General features: G+C 32.7%; 20 protein-coding genes. 4 read left to right on the top strand and 16 right to left on the bottom strand.

The genetic code is table 11. From position 1 onward, the window contains the following. The first annotated feature begins 63 nt into the window (after positions 1–63). Complete coding sequence (locus GKZ88_RS14145) at positions 64–762, top strand: carbohydrate-binding family 9-like protein (RefSeq protein ID WP_155103005.1); 699 nt, start codon at positions 64–66, stop codon at positions 760–762. 103 nt (positions 763–865) lie between these two features. On the opposite strand, the gene GKZ88_RS14140 is transcribed toward GKZ88_RS14145, so the two are convergent. The 9 genes from GKZ88_RS14140 to hisG form a co-directional block, all read right to left on the bottom strand. Then, positions 866–1,579, bottom strand: coding sequence for a hypothetical protein (locus tag GKZ88_RS14140; RefSeq protein ID WP_155103004.1), 714 nt, complete (start codon positions 1,577–1,579; stop codon positions 866–868). A 79-nt stretch (positions 1,580–1,658) separates the two neighbouring features. Further along, the gene (hisIE, locus tag GKZ88_RS14135; protein WP_155103003.1) at positions 1,659–2,255 is read right to left on the bottom strand and encodes a bifunctional phosphoribosyl-AMP cyclohydrolase/phosphoribosyl-ATP diphosphatase HisIE; all 597 of its coding nucleotides are present in this window, start codon (positions 2,253–2,255) and stop codon (positions 1,659–1,661) included. A gap of 112 nt (positions 2,256–2,367) precedes the next feature. Further along, on the bottom strand, positions 2,368–3,123 hold the full coding sequence (gene hisF / locus GKZ88_RS14130; protein ID WP_155103002.1) for an imidazole glycerol phosphate synthase subunit HisF: 756 nt from the start codon (positions 3,121–3,123) through the stop codon (positions 2,368–2,370). A gap of 99 nt (positions 3,124–3,222) precedes the next feature. Next, positions 3,223–3,948 (bottom strand): 1-(5-phosphoribosyl)-5-[(5-phosphoribosylamino)methylideneamino]imidazole-4-carboxamide isomerase, encoded by a 726-nt coding sequence (hisA, locus tag GKZ88_RS14125; protein WP_155103001.1) that lies wholly within the window; start codon positions 3,946–3,948, stop codon positions 3,223–3,225. 91 nt (positions 3,949–4,039) lie between these two features. Further along, on the bottom strand, positions 4,040–4,633 hold the full coding sequence (gene hisH / locus GKZ88_RS14120) for an imidazole glycerol phosphate synthase subunit HisH (protein ID WP_155103000.1): 594 nt from the start codon (positions 4,631–4,633) through the stop codon (positions 4,040–4,042). 102 nt (positions 4,634–4,735) lie between these two features. After that, on the bottom strand, positions 4,736–5,872 hold the full coding sequence (hisB, locus tag GKZ88_RS14115) for a bifunctional histidinol-phosphatase/imidazoleglycerol-phosphate dehydratase HisB (protein ID WP_155102999.1): 1,137 nt from the start codon (positions 5,870–5,872) through the stop codon (positions 4,736–4,738). Positions 5,873–5,981: 109 nt separating this feature from the next. After that, positions 5,982–7,031, bottom strand: coding sequence for a histidinol-phosphate transaminase (gene hisC, locus GKZ88_RS14110; protein ID WP_155102998.1), 1,050 nt, complete (start codon positions 7,029–7,031; stop codon positions 5,982–5,984). 86 nt (positions 7,032–7,117) lie between these two features. After that, positions 7,118–8,401 (bottom strand): histidinol dehydrogenase, encoded by a 1,284-nt coding sequence (gene hisD / locus GKZ88_RS14105; RefSeq protein WP_155102997.1) that lies wholly within the window; start codon positions 8,399–8,401, stop codon positions 7,118–7,120. A 150-nt stretch (positions 8,402–8,551) separates the two neighbouring features. After that, positions 8,552–9,409 (bottom strand): ATP phosphoribosyltransferase, encoded by an 858-nt coding sequence (hisG, locus tag GKZ88_RS14100; protein WP_155102996.1) that lies wholly within the window; start codon positions 9,407–9,409, stop codon positions 8,552–8,554. Between the two features lie 88 nt (positions 9,410–9,497). On the opposite strand from hisG, the gene GKZ88_RS22605 reads away from it, so the two are divergent. Next, the gene (locus GKZ88_RS22605; RefSeq protein WP_255474710.1) at positions 9,498–9,626 is read left to right on the top strand and encodes a hypothetical protein; all 129 of its coding nucleotides are present in this window, start codon (positions 9,498–9,500) and stop codon (positions 9,624–9,626) included. Positions 9,627–9,736: 110 nt separating this feature from the next. Here GKZ88_RS22605 and GKZ88_RS14095 read toward each other — a convergent pair whose 3' ends face one another. Together GKZ88_RS14095 and GKZ88_RS14090 are read right to left on the bottom strand one after the other, a co-directional pair. Beyond that, a complete protein-coding gene (locus GKZ88_RS14095; protein ID WP_155102995.1) occupies positions 9,737–11,122 on the bottom strand; it encodes a HAMP domain-containing sensor histidine kinase in 1,386 nt (461 codons plus the stop codon). Continuing rightward, on the bottom strand, positions 11,123–11,788 hold the full coding sequence (locus tag GKZ88_RS14090; RefSeq protein ID WP_155102994.1) for a response regulator transcription factor: 666 nt from the start codon (positions 11,786–11,788) through the stop codon (positions 11,123–11,125). Positions 11,789–12,003: 215 nt separating this feature from the next. Between GKZ88_RS14090 and GKZ88_RS14085 the strand changes: the two genes are divergently transcribed. Next, positions 12,004–14,139, top strand: a complete 2,136-nt coding sequence (locus GKZ88_RS14085) for an alkaline phosphatase family protein (RefSeq protein WP_155102993.1) — start codon at positions 12,004–12,006, stop codon at positions 14,137–14,139. 138 nt (positions 14,140–14,277) lie between these two features. Here GKZ88_RS14085 and GKZ88_RS14080 read toward each other — a convergent pair whose 3' ends face one another. Next, positions 14,278–15,276: a zinc dependent phospholipase C family protein gene (locus GKZ88_RS14080; RefSeq protein WP_155102992.1), complete on the bottom strand. Its 999-nt coding sequence runs from the start codon at positions 15,274–15,276 to the stop codon at positions 14,278–14,280. A 268-nt stretch (positions 15,277–15,544) separates the two neighbouring features. Between GKZ88_RS14080 and GKZ88_RS14075 the strand changes: the two genes are divergently transcribed. Then, positions 15,545–16,399 carry a hypothetical protein gene (locus tag GKZ88_RS14075; RefSeq protein ID WP_230392526.1) on the top strand — a complete coding sequence of 285 codons (855 nt, stop codon included), beginning with the start codon at positions 15,545–15,547 and terminating at the stop codon, positions 16,397–16,399. A gap of 1 nt (position 16,400) precedes the next feature. Here the strand turns inward: GKZ88_RS14075 and GKZ88_RS14070 are convergent, their stop codons facing one another. The 4 genes from GKZ88_RS14070 to GKZ88_RS14055 all read right to left on the bottom strand — a co-directional run bounded on the left by GKZ88_RS14070 (position 16,401) and on the right by GKZ88_RS14055 (position 19,892). Continuing rightward, positions 16,401–17,366, bottom strand: a complete 966-nt coding sequence (locus GKZ88_RS14070; protein ID WP_155102991.1) for a putative sulfate exporter family transporter — start codon at positions 17,364–17,366, stop codon at positions 16,401–16,403. Between the two features lie 74 nt (positions 17,367–17,440). Next, complete coding sequence (locus GKZ88_RS14065; protein WP_155102990.1) at positions 17,441–18,337, bottom strand: LysR family transcriptional regulator; 897 nt, start codon at positions 18,335–18,337, stop codon at positions 17,441–17,443. A 70-nt stretch (positions 18,338–18,407) separates the two neighbouring features. Then, complete coding sequence (locus GKZ88_RS14060; protein WP_155102989.1) at positions 18,408–19,154, bottom strand: M15 family metallopeptidase; 747 nt, start codon at positions 19,152–19,154, stop codon at positions 18,408–18,410. Continuing rightward, positions 19,155–19,892, bottom strand: coding sequence for a DUF4846 domain-containing protein (locus GKZ88_RS14055; RefSeq protein ID WP_230392525.1), 738 nt, complete (start codon positions 19,890–19,892; stop codon positions 19,155–19,157). It abuts the gene before it with no gap. Positions 19,893–19,904: the final 12 nt, after the last annotated feature.

Genomic DNA, 19,904 nt, shown 5'->3' with positions numbered 1-19,904 from the left:
TAAATGCACTCAAATTGATTATTGTTCTCTATTTTAGTACTTTCAAATTATTAGACTTCAAATATGAAATTTGTTACTGTTTTTTCATTTTTTTTATCGGCACTTTCAATTACAGTAAATTCACAGACTATTGCTGTTCACAAAACAATTGATAAAGTGATTGTTGATGGAGATTTATCGGAATGGAAAAACACTTTTTTGGGACCTTTTGTAATTCATAATTCAGGCGACAAAGCAAGTCAAAATACTTTTGTTTCACTTTCGTGGAATGATGAAAATCTATATATAGTCTACCGTTCAGCCGATTCAAAAATAATTGGGAAACCACAAAAGCCGGATTCTCGAATTTTTGATACTGATGATTTAGTCGAAATTTTTATTGATGCCGACGGAGATGGAAAAAATTATATTGAAATTGGCGTAAATGCCTATTCTTCTTATTATGATGTGCTTTTAAAATGTATCTCTCCAGATTGCGGAGGATGGAAAATGTCAATGGATTTTAATATTTCAGGACTTGAAACAGCCAGTAAAATTACGCCTGAAGGTTTTTGCACCGAAATTAAAATCCCGTTTTCAAGTTTAGAAAAAATTGAGAATGGCAATTTCTTAAAACCAAATATCGGTACAAAATGGAGAGGAAATCTTTTCAGAATTGACTATGGAAATACCACTGAATATCAAGCTTTACAGCCTTATAAAAGTTTGAAATTTGGGTTTCACCAACCAGCCGAATTTGCTGTTTTTGAGTTTGCTAATTAGTTTAACTGTTGAATCGTTGATTTGTTTAAGCGAATCTTATTGTCGATTGGTTAATTCTTCAACATCGAATTAATTATTACGGAATGAAGAATTTGCTTCTGTTTTATCCATAAGATTCAAGTCCAATCTGAGCTCCTCTTTTTAAATTTCTTTTTCCAGCAATTCCGTTGATTACTAATCCAAAACCAGACAAAACAGCTCCGTAAAAAACAATTCCGCCACCGGTTCCTATTGAAAATACAAGACCTAGAGTTAAAAGAACAATTCCTATTATTATATTTCTAGTAAATTTTCGAGAAAAGTCTTTTCTAGTAATATCATTAATGCGGTCAATTTTTTTCAGAATTGAAACAGGAATTTCAATACTTCGCTGTTCAATAATATTACTTACAATGAAGTAGTTTTCTTTAGAATGACTGTCTGTCAATTCACCGAAGTTTCCAGTTTCAATAATTTTATTCAGAATATCTTCAAAACTTAAAAGCAATTCTGCATCCGTCAAATCTTTGTTTTTATCTTCAATTATGTCCTCGATATTTTCTTCAAATTCAAGTCTTCTTTCAGATAAATATTCAATTTGTTCTAACGGAGAAAGATCTTCAATATGTCTTCTTCCGTTTTCTTCTTGCTCTAATTTTTTCCGATTTTCATTCTCTGTTTTAAGAATGGTTTCGATATCAATATTTCTGGCGATTAAAATTTCCTTTGCAACAACAAGTGCGTCAGGATTGTATTTACTGGCGTTTTTGGTAAGCATTAAAATTAGATCTTCATCGGAATGATCTACAAAACGCTTTCTGAATGTTTCTATATCCATGGCTTAAATATTTACGTAAATATCAAAAAATAAATTTTATTTTAACATAATTTAGTAAATATTTTTTCACATTTTATTGTTACTTCTGACGTTTCTTCAATACCTCAATAACATCATTTAATTGAAAACCTTTTGCCTGCAATAAAATCAAATAATGAAAAAGCAAATCGGCACTTTCGCTCAAAAATAAATCATCATTGTCGTCTTTAGCTTCAATAACCACTTCTACCGCTTCTTCACCAACTTTCTGTGCAATTTTATTGATGCCTTTTTCGAATAAAGATGCTACATAACTTTTCTCAGAATCTGCGTTTTCTCTGCGCGTTTTGATTGTATTTTCTAATTGTGAAATAAATCCGTAATTAACTTTATTTTCTTCCTGCCAGCAAGTATCTGCACCTGTGTGACAAGTAGGTCCAACAGGTTTTGCCTGGATTAAAAGCGTATCGCCATCGCAGTCGTTTTTAATACTTACTAAATTTAAAAAATTACCGCTCTCCTCGCCTTTTGTCCAAAGTCTTTGTTTTGAACGGCTGAAGAAAGTTACTTTCTGAGTTTCAATTGTTTTCTGAAGCGATTCTTCGTTCATATAACCCAACATTAAAACATTTTTAGTTTCTGAATCTTGGATTATTGCTGGAATTAAACCGTGTGCACTTTTTATATCGATTTCCATATTTTTAGTCTAAAGTTGTAAAGTCGAAAGTTTTAAAGTTAAAACTAAACTCGAACTTCTATATTATTTTATTTTTTTTTAAATCTTTCTTCTTGTTTCTTGCTTCTATTTTCTAAAGCCTTACTTCAATATCATTCTTCCTCAATTCTTCTTTCAAAGTTCTGATCTCTATTTCTTTAAAATGAAAAACGCTTGCCGCCAAAGCCGCGTCTGCTTTTCCTTCTTTAAAAGAATCTACAAAATGCTGTATATTTCCCGCTCCTCCCGAAGCAATAATTGGAATATTTACTAATTCTGAAAGTTTGGCCAAAGCTTCGTTTGCAAAACCATTTTTAGTTCCGTCATTATCCATCGAAGTGAATAAAATTTCACCTGCACCACGTTCTGCTACTTCTACAGCCCAATCGAATAAATTCAGTTCTGTGGGAACTTTTCCACCAACCAAATGTACGATCCATTGTCCATCAATTTGTTTGGCGTCGATAGCTACAACAACGCATTGGCTTCCAAATTTTTGTGCCAAATCATTAATCAATTGCGGATTTTTTACTGCCGATGAATTAATCGAAACTTTATCGGCTCCATTATTCAGCAGAATATCAACATCTTCTACAGACGAAATTCCACCGCCAACCGTAAACGGAATATTGATTTTTTCTGCAACACTTCTCACCATATTAACCAACGTTTTGCGCCTTTCTTCTGTGGCTGAAATATCGAGAAAAACCAGTTCGTCTGCGCCTTCAGCCGAGTAAATTTCTGCCAATTCAACTGGATCTCCAGCATCACGCAGGTCAACGAAATTAACACCTTTTACCGTTCTTCCGTTTTTTATATCTAAACAAGGTATGATTCTTTTTGCTAACATGTTTTTAATGTGTTAATGAGAAAATTTGATAATTAGATAATTTCAGCACAACGCTAAAACAATTATCTAATTATCTAATTGACATATTATCTCAATTATTTATTTTCTAATTATATAGTTCTCCAATTGTTTCAAACTAATTCTTCCTTCGTAAATCGCTTTTCCAATTATTGTTCCTTCGCATCCTAATTCGGCTAATTTTGGTAATTCATCGAAAGTTGAAATGCCGCCAGAGGCAATTAGTTTTACTCCTTTTGCTTCTGCTAAAATTTTGCTGTATAAATCAAAACTCGGTCCTTCAAGCATTCCGTCTTTAGCAATATCAGTGCAGATTACATATTCTATTCCTTTATTCATATAATCTTTTATAAACGGAATTAAATCCTCATTTGATTCTTCTAACCAGCCAGAAACTGCTATTTTTTCATCTTTTGCATCAGCACCTAAAATGATTTTTTCTGAACCGTATTCTGAAATCCATTTTTCAAAAATTGCTCTGTTTTTTACGGCAATACTTCCGCCAGTGATTTGGTTTGCACCACTTTCAAAAGCAATTCTCAAATCATCATCCGATTTTAATCCACCTCCAAAATCAATTTTTAAGCTTGTTTGCGATGCAATTTGTTCTAAAATTTTATAATTGACAATTTTACTTGATTTCGCACCATCTAAATCTACTAAATGCAGATATTCAATTCCGTGTGCCTCAAATGTTTTCGCCACTTCAAGCGGATTCTCATTGTAAATTATTTTGGTATCATAATCACCTTTGGACAAACGAACGCATTTTCCGTCAATGATATCTATAGCTGGTATTATTCTCATTTTTATTATTTTAGATTTCTGATTTTAGATTTTAGATTTTCTAAAATTGAAATTGATATTTTGATTCTTTTTTGAATTGGAATTTGGAATTTTAAAAATTGGAATTTAATTTAAGGAAATTTCCTAAAATCTTCTCCCCAACATCACCGCTTTTTTCTGGGTGAAACTGAGTTCCGTAAAAATTATCTTTTTGCAAAGCTGACGCATATTCAACGTCATAATTTGTTGTTGCAATAGATTCTGCACAATTTGGAGCATAAAAACTATGAACCAAATACATAAATTCATTCTCCGAAATTTCATTAAACAAATCAGATTTTAAATCATAAATCTGATTCCAGCCCATTTGCGGTACTTTTACATTGTTTGAAAATTTCACCACATCAACATCAAAAATTCCTAAACCTTTGGTATTTCCTTCTTCAGTTTGATTGCACATTAGCTGCATTCCGAGGCAAATTCCTAAAACCGGCTGTTTCAATTCTGGAATCAAACTATCCAAACCGCTTTCACGAAGTTTAGCCATCGCCGAACTCGCCTCGCCCACACCAGGAAAAATCACTTTATCTGCCGATTTTATTTCCTCTGGATTATTACTCAAAACAGCCTTAAAACCTAATCTTTCAATAGCAAACATAATGCTCTGAATATTTCCTGCTCCGTAATTTATAATTACTATTTTCATTTTGTTTAGTCTTAAAGTCCAAAGTCTAAAGTCTTAAAGTCGCTTTTTGATAACCATAATTTAGTAATCTTTTGACTTTATGACTTTCAACTTTTGACTCAATTAAAGCATTCCTTTCGTTGAAGGCAAAATCATCTTTTCGGTGTCTCTTTTTACGGCTACTTTTATTGCTTTCGCGAAAGCTTTAAAAATAGCTTCAATTTTATGATGTTCGTTGATTCCTTCTGCTTTGATATTTAAGTTGGCTTTTGCGCCGTCTGTAAATGATTTGAAGAAATGATAAAACATTTCAGTAGGCATTTTACCCACCATTTCGCGTTTAAATTCGGTTTCCCAAATCAACCAGTTTCTTCCACCAAAATCAATTGCCGCTTGAGCCAGACAATCGTCCATTGGCAAACAGAATCCGTAACGCTCAATTCCTAGTTTATTTCCTAACGCTTTCGCGAAAACCTCACCCAATGCAATTGCTGTATCTTCGATCGTATGATGTTCATCAACTTCTAAATCTCCCTTTACAAGAATTTCTAAGTCCATTTGACCGTGACGCGAAATTTGATCTAACATATGGTCAAAAAAAGCAATTCCAGTATCGATTTTGCTTTTTCCTGTACCGTCGAGATTTAGATTGATATAGATATCGGTTTCATTCGTTTTACGCGTAATTGAAGCCGAACGTGCTTCTAGTTTCAAAAACTCATAAATTTTCTTCCAATCCATGGACTGTAAAACAATTGTTTCGTCTAATTCTTCGCGTTTTGACGAAATTTCATTGCTTCCTGCTCCATCTGTATCGTTCATAAATATCGCTTTTGCACCAAGGTTTTTTGCCAATTCAACATCTGTCAAACGATCTCCTAAAACAAAAGAATTTGCCAAATCATATTCGGGATTATTCAAATATTTCGTCAGCATTCCAGTTCTCGGTTTTCTTGTTGGAGCATTTTCTTCTGGAAAAGAACGATCAACAAAAATTTCATCAAATAAAACGCCTTCATTTTCAAAAGCTCTCAAAATGAAATTTTGTGTTGGCCAAAACGTCTCTTCAGGAAAACTGTCTGTTCCTAATCCATCCTGATTGGTTACCATTGCCAATTCGTAATCTAATTCATTGGCAATTTTAGCCAGATATTGAAAAGCTTTTGGATAAAACTCCAGTTTATCCAAACTGTCTAATTGTAAATTTTCAGGTTCTAAAACGATCGTTCCGTCACGATCGATAAAAAGTACTTTTTTCATATTTTTATTTTTGAGAATAAAGAAAAAAGAGTAAAGAAAATAGACTTTTCATTCTATCCAAAAAGCTCTTTCATTTTTTTTCTTTCTTCTTTGCTCTATATTCTTTCTTCTATTTTAATAACTTTAATTCTTTAATTAAAACAGCATTTTCTTCTCCTGTTCCAATTGTAAAACGAAGACAGTTTTCGCATAAAGGCTGCGTTGTTCTGTTACGAATTACGATTCCTTTTTGGATTAATTGATCGTATCTTTTGTTTGCGTCATCTACTTTTACTAAGACAAAATTGGCTTCAGTCGGATATACTTTTTCGACAAAATTTACTTCAACTAAAACTTTAAGTAATTCTTCTCTTTGTTCAATAATAGAAGCTATTTCTTGCTTTATTTTTTCTGAATCTTTTAAACGTTCTTTCGCTCTTTGCTGTGTTAGCTCATTTACATTATATGGAGGTTTTATTTTGTTCAAAACCGAAATAACAGCTTCAGAAGCATAACAAATTCCTAAACGAATTCCAGCTAAACCATAGGCTTTTGAAAGTGTCTGCGTGATCACCAAATTTGGATATTCGTCGATTTCTGTCAGCCAGCTTTCTTTTTCTGAAAAGTCAATATACGCTTCATCAATTACAATTAATCCTTTAAAATTTTGAAGCAGTTTCACTACGCTTTCATCAGAAAAAGAATTTCCAGTTGGATTGTTTGGCGAACATAAAAAAATGATTTTTGTATTCTCATCAACAGCTTCTAAAATCTTTTCCACCTGTGGCTGAAAATCAGTTGTCAACAGAATTTCCCTGTTTTCGACCGCATTGATATTTGCCAAAACGCCGTACATTCCGTAAGTTGGCGGCAACGAAATAATATTGTCTTTTTTTGGTTCGCAAAAAGCTCTAAAAAGCAAATCTAGAACTTCGTCGCTGCCGTTACCTAACAAAATCTGGCTTTGTTTGGTATTATTGTTTTTAGCCAAAATCGCTTTAACCGAATTCTGCTGTGGATCTGGATAACGATTCACACCATTCTGATAAGGGTTTTCATTGGCGTCCAAAAAAATCATTTCGGCGGTATCGAAATCTTCAAATTCATCTCTTGCAGACGAATAAGGCTTTAAAGATTTTACGTTTTCACGTGTTATTGTATTTATATCGAATGTACTCATTACTTTATTTTTTTTAAGAAGCAAGAACCAAGATGAAAGACTTTTTTTAAATCTTGCTTCTTTGCTCTTTCTTCTTCCTTTGTCTTTTATTCTAAACTCTTCAACCTTAAAGTTACTGCATTTTTATGCGCCTGTAAACCTTCAGCTTCAGCCATAACTTCAATCGCTTTTCCAATATTTTGAATTCCGATTTTAGATATTTTCTGAAATGTCATCGATTTCATGAAACTATCCAGATTTACACCGCTGTAATTTTTTGCATAACCGTTTGTCGGCAAAGTATGATTGGTTCCTGAAGCATAATCCCCAGCACTTTCTGGCGTATAATTTCCAATAAAGACAGAACCAGCATTTACGATTCCATTGCAGTAAAAATCATCATATTCTGAACAAATAATAAAGTGTTCTGGCCCATATTCGTTGATTAAATCAAGTGCAATCTGATCATTTTCAACATAAATTAATTTCGAATTTTCAATTGCTTTTTTTGCTATTGCTTTTCTTGGAAGCGCTTCCAGCTGGGACTGAATTTCTTCTTCAACTTCAGTAATCAATTTTCTTGAAGTCGAAACCAAAATTACCTGACTGTCTGTTCCATGTTCTGCCTGTGATAATAAATCTGAAGCTACAAAAGCAGGAACTGCAGTATCATCGGCAACAATTAACAATTCTGAAGGACCAGCCGGCATATCGATTGCAACACCAAACTGCGTTGCCAATTGTTTTGCCACAGTTACGAACTGATTTCCAGGTCCGAAAATTTTGTACACTTTTGGAATCGATTGTGTCCCGAAAGTCATTCCCGCAATTGCCTGAATACCGCCAACTTTTAAAATTTTCGTCACACCGCATAAGTTTGCAGCGTATAAAATTGCCGGATTTATTTTTCCTGTTTTATCTGGCGGAGAACATAATACAATTTCTTTACAGCCAGCAATTTCAGCAGGCACAGCCAACATTAAAACAGTTGAAAACAAAGGCGCCGTTCCGCCCGGAATATACAAGCCAATTTTTTGAATAGGTCTTTTTTCCTGCCAGCAATTTACGCCTTCAACAGTTTCAATTTCGATCCTGTCTGTTTTTTGAGCGCTGTGGAATTTATAAATATTGTCTTTTGCTAATTGAATCGCTTCTTTCAATTCAGTCGGAATCAATTTAATTGCATCCTGTATTTCTTCTTCAGAAACTTCATAGTTGTCTAATGAAATTCCGTCAAAAATAGAAGTGTATTTTGCTACGGCTTCATCTCCTTTTCTTTGTATTTCTTTGAAGATTTCTTTTACTGTAACCTCAATATCATCAATAGTTTGAGTCGGTCTTTTTAATATATCTGACCAGTTTTCTGGTTTTGGATTGTCTATTATATTCATCCTTATGTTTTTTTTTAACCGCAAAACTTTGTGTGTTTTTTAACCGCAAAGTACGCAAGGTTTTTTTCTATTCTTTGTCTTAGAAAACGCTAAGTTCGCAAAGCTGTTGTCGACAATTGGAATTTGGAATTTTCCAATTGAAATTTCTTCTTATAGAACCATTTTCTCAATTGGGCAAACTAAAATTCCTTCTGCTCCAACTTCTTTTAATTGGTCGATTACATCCCAAAAAGTGTCTTTGTCAATTACAGAGTGAACACTGCTCCAGCCTTCTTGTGCCAACGGCAAAACCGTTAAGCTTCTCAAAACCGGAAGGATTTTTCCAACTGCATCAATTTTATCATTTGGAACGTTCATCAAAATATATTTTGAATTTCTAGCTCTTAAAACAGCCTGAATCCTAAATTTTAACGTATCAATGTGTTTTTGAATTTCTGGAGAAACTTTTGGTGAAACTGCAAGAACCGCTTCACTTTTTAAGATAACTTCAACTTCTTTTAAATTGTTTTTGAATAAAGTGCTTCCGCTTGAAACAATATCTACAATAGCATCGGCAAGACCTATGTTTGGTGCAATTTCTACCGAACCAGAAATTTGGTGAATATCAACAGACAAACCGAATTGGCTAAAATATTCATTTACAGTATTTGGGTAAGAAGTCGCGATACGTAATCCAGCTAAATCCTGTACCGAATTATAGTCGAATGTTTTAGGAACTGCGACAGAAACTTTGCATTTTGAGAAACCTAATTTCTGAACCACTTCGATCCCTTTTCCTTTTTCTACCAAAAGATTGTCGCCCACAATAGCTAAATCAACTACTCCATCTAGAAGATATTGAGGAATATCTGAATTTCTTAGATATAAAACTTCAAGAGGAAAGTTTGAAGCTTCGGCTTTTAGCTGGTCAATTCCATTATTGATCGAAATACCGCAGTCTTTTAGAATTTGAATGCTGTCTTCGTTTAGACGTCCAGATTTTTGAATTGCAATTTTTAAAGTACTCATTTTTTAGTTTTTTGTTGGATTGATAGTTTGAGTACAAAGAATTGGTATAAAAAAAACCCGTTTGATGTACTCAAACGGGTTTTAAAATATGATGATTTACATGCATACCATTAATACATCGCTTGAGAGCAATAATGAAAATGATGATGATGTAATTGAATTGAAATCATTGTTTGGTTTGTTTTATAATTCTTTGATTCGGTTGCAAATATACTAGTTAATTTCATAAAAAAGCAATTTTTAATTTAACTTAACGAAAGTTTATTGTTAAAAAAAAAGTCCAAGCACCTTTTTTAATGCATATTTTCAATTTACGATAACGTTTTCTTATTTATCATTAAAAGTCAAAATTACCGTTGTTCCAACTTCTAATTCACTTTCAATTTTAAACTTTATATGCAGTAATTCCGTTGTTCTTTTTACAATGGACAAACCTAAACCAGTTCCTTTAATTTCAGGGTGATCCGTAGAATTTGATCTAAAAAATGGATTTAAAATAGATTCTAAATCGGCTTTTGCAATTCCTATTCCGTTGTCTGAAATTTTTAATACTATTTTGCCATTTTCTTTCAAGAGCAAAATTAAAATATGACCGCCATTGTTTGTGTATTTAATTGCATTAGAAATAATATTTCTCAATATCGTAATCACTAAAAAATTATCCGACTGAATATAGCAATCTGCAACGGCATCAAATTGTACGTCAATTTTTTTACCGCTTATCTTCTCCGAATTTAAAGTTAAAACATCTAAAATTAATGCATTTAAATAAACAGATTCGGTGCTGATATTTTGCTTTTGATTCTCAAAACGCGCCATTAAAAGCAATTGATCTACGAGCGTATTTAAGTGGTCAACTTCATTTATGCAATAGTTTATTTTCTCTTCATATTCCTTGCTGTCTCTAGGTTTACGAACAAGCACTTCAAGTGTTCCTTTAATAACCGTTAATGGCGTTCTTAATTCGTGTGAAGCATCTGAAGTAAATTGTTTTTCGCGCTCGATTGCATCTTCAATTCTGTTCAATAAATTATTGATCGTTTTTGAAAGTGTAAACAATTCGTCACGCGTTTTTGGCAGTGGAATTCTCGTTTTTAAATTGTCTTTTGTAATTATTCGAGACGTATTTATAATCGCATTAATTGGTTTTATGCTTCGGCCTGCAAAAAAACGGGCAATTAAAAACAGTAGAACCAGAATAATTGGAAATGCAATCACCAAAGTATCAAGAAGGTTTTTTAAAACTTTGGCCGAATCAGCCAGTGACATCGCAATAATCAAATACCCAATTTTCTTCGATTTTAAATAAAGCGGGATCTGAATTTGCCTGATTTTATTGTTTAATAACTTCGTGTCAAATAATTCATAATGGTCTTTGCTACCGTGATAAACAAGTACTTCTTTTTTTAAATTTGGAGATTTTTCAATAATCTTCTTATTCAAATCTAAAAACTGAACAAAAACCGGATTCACATCGACAGAATTATGCTCTCGCTCCTCCCATTCTTCAGTATCCATGAAAATCACTTTCTTATTCTCTGCCCTGATTTCTTTTAAATGATCTTGAATTTCAATCATTAAATTTTCATCAATATGCTTATAAACAGTGAATTTTACAGTAAAATAAGTTGCTGAAAAAACCACTAAAATCAGCAAACCTGTTGTGATTATATAGTTTAAGGCAATTCTGTTTTTAAACGAAAGCTGTGTCATTTATAAGTCGTTTGCGATGTACCCAATACCTCGGATTGTTTTGATATAATCTTCTTCAATTTTTAAATTCAGCTTTTTTCGTATTGCGTTCATAAAAACATCAATTACGCCTGTATCATACTCAAAATTAATATCCCAGACATCTTTTAAAATTTGATTTCGCGTACAGACTTTTCCTTTATGCTGAATTAAATAAGTCAGCAGTTCAAACTCTCTTTGAGTAAGTGTGACTTCTTCTTCATTTTTGAGCACAATATGCTTAGATAAATCAATTTTAATTGTTCCTAAAGTCAATTCTTTATCTTCTTTTTTATGCCTAAAATGCACCTTAATACGTTCTACAAGTTCTTCAAAACTAAAAGGTTTTTTAATATAATCGTTTGCACCAGCTTTTAAACCCGCTATAGTTTCCTGAACAGTATCTTTGGCTGTCAAAAATATTATTGGCGTATGCTGATCTTTAATTCTTATGGCTTTGCACAAATCCAAGCCGTTAATTTTGGGAAGCATCCAATCCAGCAAAATCAAGTCGTATTGGTGATTCTGAATTAATTCAAAACCTTTAGAACCGTCATTGGCAGTGGTAACCAAATAACCTTCTTCCTGCAGTCCCTGCTGTAAAAATTGTACAATTCCTAATTCATCTTCTACTATTAAAATATGCATGTATTTTGATTTTAATTAAGATTAATCTGCCTTAACGGTTTGTCAAAGATACCTATTTTCACGCAGAGAAATCACTTAATAATTACTTAAGAATTGCAAAAATAAATACATTTTAATCATCTTAAGAAAACATTAAGTTAACACTAAGGAAGATAAAAGCCTAACTTCATCTGCCATTCATTAATGCAAATTAACTTTGCACAAATTATAATGACATGATTTTTTACAAAAAGCTTTCACCATTTTACAATCTCGCAGTTTTCTATTTCATTATCAGTTTTCTTTTGCGAATTGTCCTTTTTTTTCATCCAATAACACAAAGCAGCTTTACAGTTCTTGATAGTCTGAAGATTTTTTCATTAGGATTAATCTCTGATTTTTTTGTTTTTGTTTTAGCGAGCGTGTTTCTGTGGCTGTATCTGATTTTTATATCCAATTTAAAATATGACAAGCCTTACGGATATATTATTCTAGGTTCTTTCATTGCTTTATTTCTTTATATAGCATCTGGAAAAAGTATTTTTGATGAATACGGAGGAGCTTTGCCAAGAATAATTTTGATTTTCATAGGAATAAAGACTGCTCTTTTTGCGCTTTTGCTTTTTTTACCAAAATGGAGAGACAAAATACGTTTCTGGATGTTCGCTTTCGTAATTTTCCTTTATGTTGTATTGATTCTTCAGAATGGCTTAAGCGAATATTTCTTTTGGAATGAATTTGGCGTAAAATACAACTTTATTGCTGTTAATTATTTGATTTACACTAATGAAGTAATAGGAAACATCATGCAGTCATATCCTGTAGTACCGTTGTTTTCTGCCTTGTTTTTAGCATCTGGAACTGTTACTTATTTCATATTGAAGAACTCAGGTGACTTTATAAAAGAAATTCCGAATCTTGTTGAAAAAATTAAATTTTCGGCACTTTATATCGTTTTGTTTGCAATTTCATTAGCAGCAATTCCAATGTTTGCCAAAACAGAAAACTCTAAAAATGTTTTTGTAAACGAATTACAGTCCAATGGATTATATAAATTTTACTTGGCTTTCCAAAACAATAAACTTGATTATTTAAAGTTCTATAAAACACTGCCAAATCATCAGGCGTTTGCAAATTTAAGAGAACAGTTTCCAACTATTTCGGGAGAAAATACAATTCGAACCATTAGTGAAGATTCTCTTGAAAATCATAAAAATGTCGTTTTAATTACCATTGAAAGTTACAGCGCTGATTTCATGAAAGCGTATGGAAACAAGCAGAACATAACACCATTTTTAGATAGTCTGGCGCAAAAAAGTCTGCAGTTTACAAACTTGTATGCTGCAGGAAATAGAACTGTACGCGGTCTTGAAGCGGTGACTTTGTGCCTGCCTCCTACTGCCGGAGAAAGTGTAGTAAAACGCGAAGACAATAAAAATAAGTTTTCAACCGGAGCTGTCTTCAAACAAAAAGGCTACAATGTAAAATTCATGTATGGCGGTGATGCTTTCTTTGACAATATGCAGGATTTTTATTCTGGAAACGGTTATGACATTATTGACAAATCAAGTTTTTCGCCTGAAGAGATCACATTTTCGAATGTTTGGGGCGTTTGTGATGAAGATATGTACAACAAGGCAATAAAAGTGATGAATGCTGAGGCTAAACAAAACAAGCCGTTCTTTAATCATATCATGACGGTGAGCAATCACAGGCCGTTTACATATCCTAATAACAAAATCGATATACCAGGTGATATAAAATCTCGTGAAGGCGGCGTAAAATATACAGATTATGCACTTCGAAGATTTTTTGCAATGGCAAGTAAACAGCCTTGGTTTCAAAATACTGTTTTTGTTATCGTGGCTGATCATTGTGCTTCCAGCGCAGGAAAAACGCAGCTTCCACTAGACAAATATCGAATTCCAGCTTTCATTTATACGCCAAATAAAAAGCCAGCTCAATACAATCAATTAATGTCGCAGATTGATTTGATGCCAACGCTTTTTGGATTATTGCATTTTGATTATGAAAGCAAATTTTTCGGACAAAATGTTTTTAAAGCCGATTATAAACCAAGAGCTTTTATTGCAACTTATCAGGATCTAGGGTTGATAAAAGATAATGTATTGACCATTTTATCACCTAAACAAGTTGTAAAACAATATGATTTAAAAGTGAAACCATCAGCGGGAGTTGCTCCAGAATTTCAAGTTCTTTACGACGAAATCCCAGTAAAAACGGAAAGAAATGATTTAGTAAATGACGCTATTTCTTTTTACCAGTCGGCATCCTATTTATTAAAAGAAAAGCAATATCAATTTGAAGATCTAAAAGCGAAGAATAAAAAGTTATATGCAAAACTTCGTTAGAAAATAGACGCAAGAAAAAGGGGAATAGATACAAGAAGAAAGAGAAAAGAAAAGCCTCAAATTCATTTGAATTTGAGGCTTTCTCTTTTTAAGTTTCAAGTTGACCTGCAACTTGAAACATTAACTTGAAACAAAAAATTAATCATTCTGATTTCTCATTCCGAATAAATCTCCTTTTTGATATAATTTCAAATCGTCTTGTAAAGATTGATAATTTCTTTGCGTCACTGCAGGCGCATCTAAATCACTTAAATCTGGTTTTCCAGCATTTACCCAAGCTGTGTACCAAAAACTCGCTGTTGCAGCAATAGCTTTTCGCATCTGTTGTTCAACCATTCCATTTAAATCGGTGTTCAGTTTTGCAGCATATTCATCAGTAAAAAGAGCCGTATTGTATTTGCTTTTCATCACTTTCCCATCAGCATCTACTTTAAACACTTTATTTTCTGGAGTTGAAGTACGTAGTTTTTTATCGATATCTAATAAAGGTTTTACCAGAGCATGCGTATCATTAATCATATCCCAAGTCGCTTTATGAACATCTTGATAATACTGTGCTTCAGGAACATTATATTTATAGTTTTTAGCAAATAATTCAGGCAATCTGCTTTCCCAAAGAGAATGGATTCCTTTTTGGTCACTCAATTGGCCGTCGTGATTTGCAGAAGTATGCAATGGCATGTGCGCATCACCAATATAATGACCTAAATCAGCAGCTAAAAACAAGATTTCAGCTCTGTTTTTATCTTTAAATGCTTTGGTCAATTTTGCCATCATATCTTCAATATACCAAGGCAGGATTCCGTTATCATTCAAGAATTTAGCATTATATTTTTTCTTTGCTTCTTCCATAGTCTGCGGAATACTGTCAGCAGAACCAAAGTTTTCCATATCAAAATAATGCCTAGGATTTTCATCTTTATAATTTAAAGCATATTTACGAATGTCCGGAACCGAAGCTTCTTGTGTAATAAAATCGATATGATTGTAAAAAAATACTTGAACCTGTTTTGGCAAAGCCATTACAGCTGCTTTATTGATTCGTTCGTGACCGACAATTCCCCATGAAAGGGTGAAAAAACCAATAACTAATGCGAATAATGCGATTAATTTTGGTCTCATTTTGAAGTTTTTCATTTTGTTTTTGTATTTGGAAAGCAAAGTTACCTTATTTAAAGATAATTTAAAAATTTACTAATTAAGATTCTGCTAATTTGATTTTTTACAGTTTTTACGTCATATAAGTAATTTAAGTTCATGAACAAGATTTTTTATTTGTATGTTTGATACAAAGTCAAATCTTACAAATATGCGCCTTGCTTTTTTAAATTTCATTTTCCTTTTTTCTACTTTTTGTTTCGCACAACAACCTAGTTTACAGCTAAAAAATTTAAATGATACTGTTTTGAATCCAAAAAGAGTACTTAAAATTTCTGAACCTTTTGATGGTGTAAAAACAATGCAGAAACTTTTTCCCGGCAAATTATTTAATCTGCCAGATCATAATACTTTTATAAACTGGAGTTGTAAAACTTGTAAACCTGCTCCTTTTACTGATGTTAACGGTATCGAAGGTGATCAATTATTTCCTTATACCGAAGGCGTTGCAACAAGACTTCTTGCTAATATTGATTATTCAGATTCAAAAGAAAATAAATTCAAGCTTATATTTTTCAATCATTCAGAAGGGGATGAAGATGGATTGCAAACTGGCCGATTCTTTGGTGGTCTTGTTGGCGTTGCTAAATTTGCCAAAAATGGATCAATTTGGGAAATGCGATCGTTCCAGCCCGCTGTTGCAGCATTTGGCGCTTTTTCTCAGGCTCCGAAACCTAAACTTGTAGAAATTGGCGAAGATCAATATGCGTTTACATTCCTGCATGTTAATGGAGGCGCCGGCGGACCTTTTGAAGGCTGGCTTTATCTAGTTGCCGGATTTGAAGGTCGATACCAACCTATATTAGAGGTTCCGTACTATCAAATGACAAACGTTGCAAGCGCCCAATGGTCTAGTTCTTACACTGTTGTAAATGATAATACCAAAAAACATTTCAGAGATATCATCATCAAAACAAATGGTTCTTTTGATAAAGCCGCACAAGCCGAAGATGAATTTGAAGTTGACTTCCCGAAAGAATTAGCTCTAATGGCAAAAACTAAAAAACAATTTAATTTTGAGATTGAAAGACGTTTTTCATTTAAAGGAAAATTCTATAAAATGACGGGCGAACCAATTGTAAAATTCTCCAACGTAAAATAATTTAGCCTAAATAGATAATTGCCAGTAAACTCAAACTAGCAATAAATACCCAAAGAAAAACACCTTGAAGCAATGGCTTTACTCCTACTGATTTTAAAGTATTGACATTCAAAGTAGCGCCAATTAAGAACAAAGTTATGGTCAAACCAATTTTAGCTAAATTTACAATGTGTGGCGCAAAAGAAGAAACGCTTGGGGTATACGAATTCAAAAGCATTGCTACAATAAAAAGTCCTATAAAGTAAGGAATTTTGATTTTACTGTTCTTATTCTTGAAAATTACTGCGGTTAAAAGTGAAATCGGGATAATCCATAAAGCTCTGGCTAGTTTTACAGTTGTCGCGATCTGTAAAGCTTCAGCTCCGTATCTGTTTGCTGCTCCCACAACAGAACTTGTATCATGAATGGCGATTGCGCACCATAATCCGAAATCTTTTTGTGACAAATCCAACTGATGTCCGATAAAAGGGAAAACAAATAAGGCAATTGAATTTAGGATAAAAATAACTCCTAACGCTATTGAAGTCTGATTTTCGTTTGATTTAATTACAGGAGAAATTGCCGCAATAGCACTTCCTCCGCAAATTGCTGTTCCGCAGGAAATTAAATGTGATGTTTTTTTCTCTGTTTTTAGCCATTTCCCTAACAGAAATCCAAAAAGCAATGTGCTGAAAATTGAAAATACAGTTAAAACAAACCCTTCTTGACCAGCTGAAAAAGCACTTTCAGCATTCATGCCAAAACCCAAACCGATAACTGAGAACTGCAATAAAAATGTGATTGCTTTGGCATTAAATGCTGCAAACGGATTTCCGAAAACATTTACCATTACTACTCCAAACAATAAAGCAATTGGCGGCGAAATTATTGAAAATAAACACAATACTATTACAACAGCAAAAATTAACTGTTGTAAAAAAATAGTAACTTCAAATAATTGTGACGCGGTATGTTGTTTCGTTTTCAAAATAGAAAAATAGATTATTATGCAGCAAAGTTCCGCCGATTAAACGGAATAAGCTAATTCTAAAAAACAATCCGCTATAACTTCAGATTATAATGAGACGCAATATTCTGAATAAACAATTCTGATAAAGCATCTGATTTCCCTACTAATGTGATAATATAAAAATATCTTTCGATTGTCAAATTCTCGACGTCCAAAACAATTAATTCTTTGTTTTTCAATTCTTTATTCACAGCATGAATAGACATAAAAGCAAAACAATCTGAATTTAACAAATACGATTTTATACTTTCTGTACTTCCAAGCTGCATTTCAATTTGTAAATCAGAAAACTTGATACCAGCTTTTTTCAATTCAAATTCAATAACTTCAAGTGTTCCTGATCCGCGCTCCCGAGTTATGAATTTCATTGATTTTAAATCCTTTAAAGAAATTTCATTCTGTTTTGCAAATGGATTATTATTGCTGCAGACTAAAACCAATTCGTCTTTTAAAAACGGAATATATTTTATGGATTGATTTTTAGATTGCCCTTCAACAATTCCAATTTCGATTTCTTTATTAATTAAAGCATTTTCGATTTGTTCTGTATTTCCGTTCAGCAAATTGACTTTTATATCTTTTTGCTTCTGATGAAAACGGGCTAAAATAGGCGAAATTATATATTGAGAAATGGTTGTACTTGCTCCTAACCTCAATAAACCTTGGCGTTCACTGATAAATGAACTCATTTCAAAATCAATTTCGCGGTAAATTTCGAAAATCTCTTTTGTATGTTTCAGCAGAATATGTCCGGCAGGAGTTAATGCAATTTTAGAACCGTTTCGTTCAAAAAGTTTTGTTTTATAGGTTTCTTCAAGTTCCTGAATGTGTTTCGAAACTGCTGGCTGTGTAATGTATAATTCCGTGGCCGCTTTAGTAAAATTAAGGCGGAGCGCAACGGTGTAAAATACTTTTAGCCTGAAATCCATAATCATAAATTTTTAATCCCTAATCCACTTTTCTCCGTAATATGTTTTTGCAATAAAATAATTTTAAAATTTATAACAAAAGTTCAGGTCGATACTCAAAATGCATTGTGTCATAATGTTTCCAATTTCCTCCCCAAATAAAGCCATATTTTTCAAAAATTGAAACTAGCTTGAGGGGAATTTGATTTCTATACGAAAGAGTATCTTCTTCATTTTTACATTTACAATCCCATTGCCAATAATTAGAATTTTTGACATTAATATCAATTGTCATTCCATAACTATGCATACTCAATCGGTTTGTTCCTGAAATTTTTCTCCAATTAAATGTACCTCCAATATCACTAATGTATTTTTTAAATTCTGGATTATTATCTAATTCTGCTGAGAGTTTTTTTACTATTTTATCAATTCCATTTACGGTTGTTACTTTTATACTCTGATTGACTAATTTCGGGCACCAAATAATTTCTGTCAATTTTGATTCAACTTCTGATTTTGAATTTCCGTAAATTTTCTTAAAAAAAGCTTCATTTCGAATTCTTCCTGCATCTTCCTTTGGAATTAAATTCTTATCTGCTTTATTATAAACAAACTTAAATTGATCCTCAATATCAGGATTGTCTAATAATTCTTGATTCGTTTTATTTTTAAAATCATCATAAATCAAATTTGATTTATCGCTAAAAATAATTTTATTGTCTTTATAACCAACAATTTGATCTGGATATGCTTTCATTAATTTTTGAACATTCAATGGAATTTCTTGCGAAAAAGCATTTTGAAATATAAGGACTAAAAAAAAGAATCGTTTCATTTAAAAACGTTTTAATTGTGAGGAACTAAAAGTCCATTCGGGGGTTTTCAGAGAAGTTCCAAAATCGACAGCGTACCAAGGACTCAACGAACTATTATTTGGATTTTTCAATATTTGAATTTCCTGCGCAGGCATATAACTTTGTGCTAAAAGCATAATTTTTTGATTGTTTTTTGGATTCACAGCCATATCAACTACAATAACAGCGTGACCTGGAAAGCCTCCTTTTATAAAAACATCCCCTATTTTTATGTCTGAAATATTAATTGGTTTCAGTTCTTTTTCTAACGAAGCCGTTCCCGCATACATAAAAACCGTCTCTAAGTATTTCCAATAAGTTTCATAACTGTCAGATGGTTTTGCAGTTTTAGCCCAACTAGTTTTGTTGCCTTTAATTGCAATTCTGTACCCTGCGGCCCATTTACTAAAATCAGCTCGAAAGCCATTTGTAAAATTAAAATGTATTTTATCGTACTGTTTTTGGCTATAAAAATAATCCGCTCGCAAACGCATCACGGCATCAGCACATTGATGCAAATCTTGTTTTCCAATGGGTAAATCCACAACCGCTTCATAAACGTTTTTATTTGGTTTTGTAGTTCCATCAAAATACAAAACATTTGAACCAGATGATTTTAATGGAAGATTTCGTAAAAAAAAGTCAAACGAAGTTTTAGATTCCTCTTCTCTCACAAATCCCTGAGGTAGTTGAAAACGTTGTTGAATTGTGTTTTCCAAAAGATTGCTTTT

The sequence above is a fragment of the Flavobacterium sp. LC2016-01 genome, assembly GCF_009711135.1.
Lineage (GTDB): Bacteria > Bacteroidota > Bacteroidia > Flavobacteriales > Flavobacteriaceae > Flavobacterium.
Note: the sequence above shows the minus strand (reverse complement) of the source record. Positions and strands in the feature narration are given on the sequence as shown.